General features: G+C 64.8%; 5 protein-coding genes. All 5 read left to right on the top strand.

Annotation, left to right across the window (positions count from 1 at the left end; all coding sequences use genetic code 11):
* On the top strand, positions 1–875 hold an 875-nt coding region (locus tag VF697_RS05135), incomplete at its 5' end, for a hypothetical protein (protein ID WP_331092358.1).
* A 31-nt stretch (positions 876–906) separates the two neighbouring features.
* Entirely contained in the window at positions 907–1,821 is a 915-nt protein-coding gene (locus VF697_RS05140; protein ID WP_331092359.1) for a hypothetical protein, read from the top strand.
* A 412-nt stretch (positions 1,822–2,233) separates the two neighbouring features.
* Positions 2,234–2,863: a hypothetical protein gene (locus tag VF697_RS05145; protein WP_331092360.1), complete on the top strand. Its 630-nt coding sequence runs from the start codon at positions 2,234–2,236 to the stop codon at positions 2,861–2,863.
* Between the two features lie 98 nt (positions 2,864–2,961).
* Positions 2,962–4,506 (top strand): AMP-binding protein, encoded by a 1,545-nt coding sequence (locus VF697_RS05150; protein WP_331092361.1) that lies wholly within the window; start codon positions 2,962–2,964, stop codon positions 4,504–4,506.
* A 124-nt stretch (positions 4,507–4,630) separates the two neighbouring features.
* Positions 4,631–4,777, top strand: a 147-nt coding sequence (locus VF697_RS05155; RefSeq protein WP_331092362.1) for an ATPase domain-containing protein, incomplete at its 3' end; no start/stop codon positions are given.

The following is a 4,777-nucleotide window of genomic DNA, read 5'->3' on the forward strand; positions in this document are numbered from 1 at the left end:
CTCCGAACAAGCGAGATTTCTTCGTCTACAACCTCATTGGCGACGAGGCAAAGCCAGGACTTGGCATTTACGCCAATGCCTCGGGCCTTGCAATACATGATATTCGCGCCTCCATCGAAACGGGAAAGGATCGTGTCATCAACTTCCAATCCCATCCCGATGCACGCCTTCATCGGGTCGATCAGCACTTGGTGAAAATGGTGCGGCTCGTCGAAACCGAACGAGAGGTGCCCTTTACACGCACCCGGACAAAAGGCCCAACGGTTCCCAAAAATGTTATTCAGGTGGAGTTCCCCCCCACCTATACCCGCCAAAGCCGCACGCTCAAGTTGGGTTCTGGAGGTGTACTAATCCCGACCCAAGGAAAAATTCCGGACCGGCAGTTTGATACTGCTATCGCCCACGAACTGGGACACACCAACAATATCTATCACCATGGCGACGTAGACCTAAAGGAGGTCGAATGGCAAGCGGATGGTGCAGATATCGCGGAAGTGTCCCCCGCAGGTACAACGAAACCTCTACGCCTTTTCGACGACACCCCTGCGATGAATGAATTCTTTATTCCCTCTGCCAAACTACCATTCAAGGTCTACATAGCCAAGACGGGTGGGCAGCACAGCGGCAACGTGGGATGTCTCATGCGCTATGCCTTTGCACACGCGACTGTCTCGGTGGCGGACCCCAAGTACCGCCTTTTTCCGTCAGATCCCGAGACACTAGGGCAGGCGCTCTGCACCAGCCGCACAGGAACAAATATCAACGCTCCTGGTCGCATTCCTCACCCTCGCTATGGGGATGCCGCACCCAATCGAGGCAATTGCCTCCACCAAGTATGTGTGAATGACTTCTTCGACAACCATGCTCCACGCTAGAGTGCCCACGAGCTTCCGCTCAATCGCTTTCATGACGGCCCTCTCCGTATCCTTAGGGGCCTGCTCGTCTTGGGGCAACGACGGCAAGCAGATAGAGCCGCCCGCCCCAACACCACAGGCCCCCATACGACCGACCGTCTCCACGACAAAGCGGACCAAGCCGCCACCGCAACCACGTCTATCCATCACGGTCAACACGACGGCAGAGCTCAACAGCTACCGTGGATGGCCACTCGTCATCGAAGCCATCATCACTCACCCGAGCGCGATGGAGTTGGGTGCTCAGCCTGCGTCGGTCTCCCCCCTCAAGCTGGCGGCGCCGTCGAGTTGGTCAGACCTCTTCCACCTCGAGGTGAAAGGGGAATCGGGCGCGGAACTGGCCTGGCCTTTCGTACTCCTTTATCGGTCACCCTCCAGCATCGACCTCGATTTGAAGCAGGCAGGCGAACTTTATTGGACGATTTCACCTGCGGATGCAGCCAAGCTGGCGTCTGGCCACTACAGGGTTACCGCTGTCCTCACTGCCGGAAACGCAACGCCGGAAGGAGCGTGGAAGGGCACCGCGCGCTCGAATCCAGTTCTCATGAGCCTCCTCGACGAGCCTGCCCCCATGCCCCCGGTGGTCAAGGAGGCAAAACTGCGGGTCTTCAGCCGCTTCTATCTCATTCGCGGTGAAGTCGACGAAGCAGCGCGTATCATCACGGAGCACCTCTCCGAGAATCCGGAAAGTATTGCTGGCCTGGCGCTGAGTGGAGAGCTCGCCATTGTGCGGGGAAACATCCCCGAGGCGATCCGCGCTTACGAGCAGGCCATTGACGCGCATGACAAGCGGTTCCCCGACTCGCCCGAACCCCCCATTGAACTATACTCCAGGCTGCGCCAACTCCGAGAGCAGCTACCGTCCCAGTACCCACCTCCTCCCCTCGAGTACCTCTACAAAAAATAGCCACATGGTCTTCGCCGGTGGTCTCCCCTGTCTCCCGGGGAGCAGAGCTTCACCGCCTGGCAGCTCTCGTCAGCCACATCTCCACAAGCATCCTCGACGTCAAGGGCCCATGAATTGTCGCTCGCTCATCGTTGTTACGGCCCTCTGCGCATACTTGGGGGCCAGTTTGTGCTGGGGTGATGACGGCAAGCATCAGGAGCCGCCGGTTCCGAAGCCACAGGCCCCCATACGACCAAACGTTTCCACGACAAAGTCAACCAAGCCGCCACCCAAACCGCGTCTTTCTGTCTCAATCAACCAAACCGCAGAACTCACGAGCTATCGCGGATGGCCACTCGTCATCGAAGCATCCATCACCCATCCCAGCGCGATGCGGCTTGGCCAGCGGCCCCCATCGGTCCCCCCCCTCATCGTGGCGGCACCTTCGAGCTGGGCGGACCTCTTTCAATTGGAGGTGACAGGGGAGTCGGGCACGGTATCAACATGGCCCGTCACGCTCCTCGAGCGACCGCCCTCCAGCCTCACGCTCGACATGGAGCACGCAGGCGAGCTGCTCTGGACGCTCTCACCCGCTGAAGCATCCAAGCTGGCGTCTGGCCAGTACAGGATTGCCGCTGTCCTCACCTCCGGAGACGCAACACCGGAAGGAGCATGGAAGGGCACCGTGCGCTCCCCTGCGGTCCTGTTGACGCTCTTGGACGAGCCCACCCCGCTGTCCCTGGAGTTCAAGGAACAGAAGATGATGGTCTTCAGCGACTTCCACCTCGTTCGTGGGGAGGTCGACGAGGCAGCGCGTGTCATCGCGGCCCACCTCGCGGAAGACCCGGAAAGCATTGATGGTCTGGCGATGAGTGGGGAACTCGCCGTCCTTCGGGGAAACATCCCGGAGGCGGTTCGTCTCTACGAACAGGCCATCGCCGTGCACTCCAAGCGGTTCCCCGACTCACCAGAGCCGCCTGTCACGCTCTACTCCAGGCTGTACCAACTCCAGAAGCAGCTACCCGCCCGCTCCCTACCGTATCCCTTCGAATACAAGAAGTAGTCCTCCCTGGCGGGCCACCGCGCCCCAGGAGAACGAGCGGGCAGCGCGGTGCGGAACACGGATGCGGAACGGGCCCGCCGGAAGTACCTTCCGCGCCCATGGCGTCCTCCCTCCTCGAGACCTTCCTCACCCGGGCCCGCCAGGCGCCCGAGCGACCCGTCCTGGACTTCGAGCAGCGCCGCTTCACCGCCGGGCAGCTCGCCCGCGACGTCGCCGCCTTCGCCAGCGCCCTCCAGCGCCGAGGGCTGAAACCCGGGGAGCGCGTGGCCCTCTTCCTGGAGAACAGCCCCGCCTTCGTCGTCTCCTACCTGGGCACCCAGTCCGCCGGCGGCGTCGTCGTCCTCGTCAACACGCAGTACCGCCAGGTGGAGCTCGGCCACATCCTCGCCGACTCCGGGGCCCGCGCCTGCGTCACCGGGGCCTCGGGCGCCGCCGAGCTCGCGCCCCTCCAGGCCCAGCTCCCCGCGCTGGAGTGGCTCGTCACCGGGGAGCCCACTCCCGCGCCCGTGCCCTGGCCCACCGTCGATTTCGACGCGCTCCTCGCCGAGGGCGACCCCACCGTCTCCCCTCCCCTGCCCCAGGGCGAGCAGCTCGCCGTGCTCGGCTACACCTCGGGCACCACCGGCCGCTCCAAGGGCGCCATGCTGCTGCACCGCAACCTGCTCGCCAACGTGCGCGCCGTCACCGAGGCCTGGCGCTGGACGGCCTCCGACAGGCTCCTGCTCGCCCTGCCCCTCTTCCACACCCATGGCCTCATGGTGGGCCTGCACGGCACGCTCTACTCCGGCGGCAGCGTGGACCTGCGCCGCCGCTTCGTCGCCTCCGAGGTGCTCTCCGCCCTGCGCGACGACGCCTCGCTGACGATGTTCTTCGGCGTGCCCACCATGTACGGCCGGCTCGTCGAGGAGGCGCGCCGCACCGGCCTCCGCCCCCGTGCCCTCCGGCTGCTCGTCTCCGGCTCCGCCCCGCTCAGCCCCCAGCTCTTCCACGAGGTGGAGGAGACGTTCGGCCAGCGCATCCTCGAGCGCTACGGCATGACGGAGACCCTCATGAACACCACCAACCCCTACGAGGGCGAGCGGCGCCCCGGCACCGTGGGCATGCCCTACCCCGGCCAGGAGGCGCGGGTGGTGGACGTGCGCACCCGCCAGCCCCTGCCCGCCGGAGAGACGGGGGAGATTGAAGTGCGCGGCCCCCACGTCTTCGCCGGCTACTGGCAGCGCCCGGACGCCACCGCCGAGTCCTTCGACCCCGAGGGGTGGTTTCGCACCGGAGACCTGGGCCTGCGGGACTCGGACGGCTACTTCCATATTACCGGCCGCGCCCGCGAGCTCATCATCAGCGGCGGCTTCAACGTGTACCCGCGCGAGGTGGAGGAGGTGCTCGCCTCGCACCCGGGCGTCGCCGAGGTGGCGGTGCTGGGCCTGCCGGATGCGGACTTCGGCGAGCAGGTGGTGGCCGTCGTCGTCCCCCCCACCGGCCAGCCCGCCCCCGAGGCCCAGGTGCTGGTGGACTGGTGCAAGGACCGGCTCGCGAGCTTCAAGAAGCCGCGGCGCGTCGTCTTCGTGGAGGCCCTGCCCCGCAACGCGCTCGGCAAGGTGCAGAAACACGTGCTGCGCGAGCGGCTCCAAGGGAGTGTCTGAGAGCCAACACTCCATCCCCTGAACGTTCGGGCACCTTCGGACACTCGCAGCGGAAAAAACCTCATTTTCCAATCAGGGCGGATAGTGTCCGGGGCCAGCCCCCGCGGCGAGAGGAGCAGTGAGCGTGAACGAAGCCGAGCTCTCCGAGGAGCCCGTCCGACGGGTCCCCACCGGATCCGCCGGCCTGGACACTGTCCTGAAGGGCGGGTGGATGCACGGGGGCACCTACATGGTGACCGGCGCGCCCGGGGCGGGGAAGACCATCCTCGGC

The organism is Archangium sp., assembly GCF_036388035.1.
In the GTDB taxonomy this organism is placed as follows: Bacteria; Myxococcota; Myxococcia; order Myxococcales; family Myxococcaceae; genus Archangium.

Coding starts and splice junctions, on each gene's coding strand:
- VF697_RS05140 (WP_331092359.1), top strand. CDS start 907: ATGACGGCCCTCTCCGTATCCTTAGGGGCCTGCTCGTCTTGGGGCAAC.
- VF697_RS05150 (WP_331092361.1), top strand. CDS start 2,962: ATGGCGTCCTCCCTCCTCGAGACCTTCCTCACCCGGGCCCGCCAGGCG.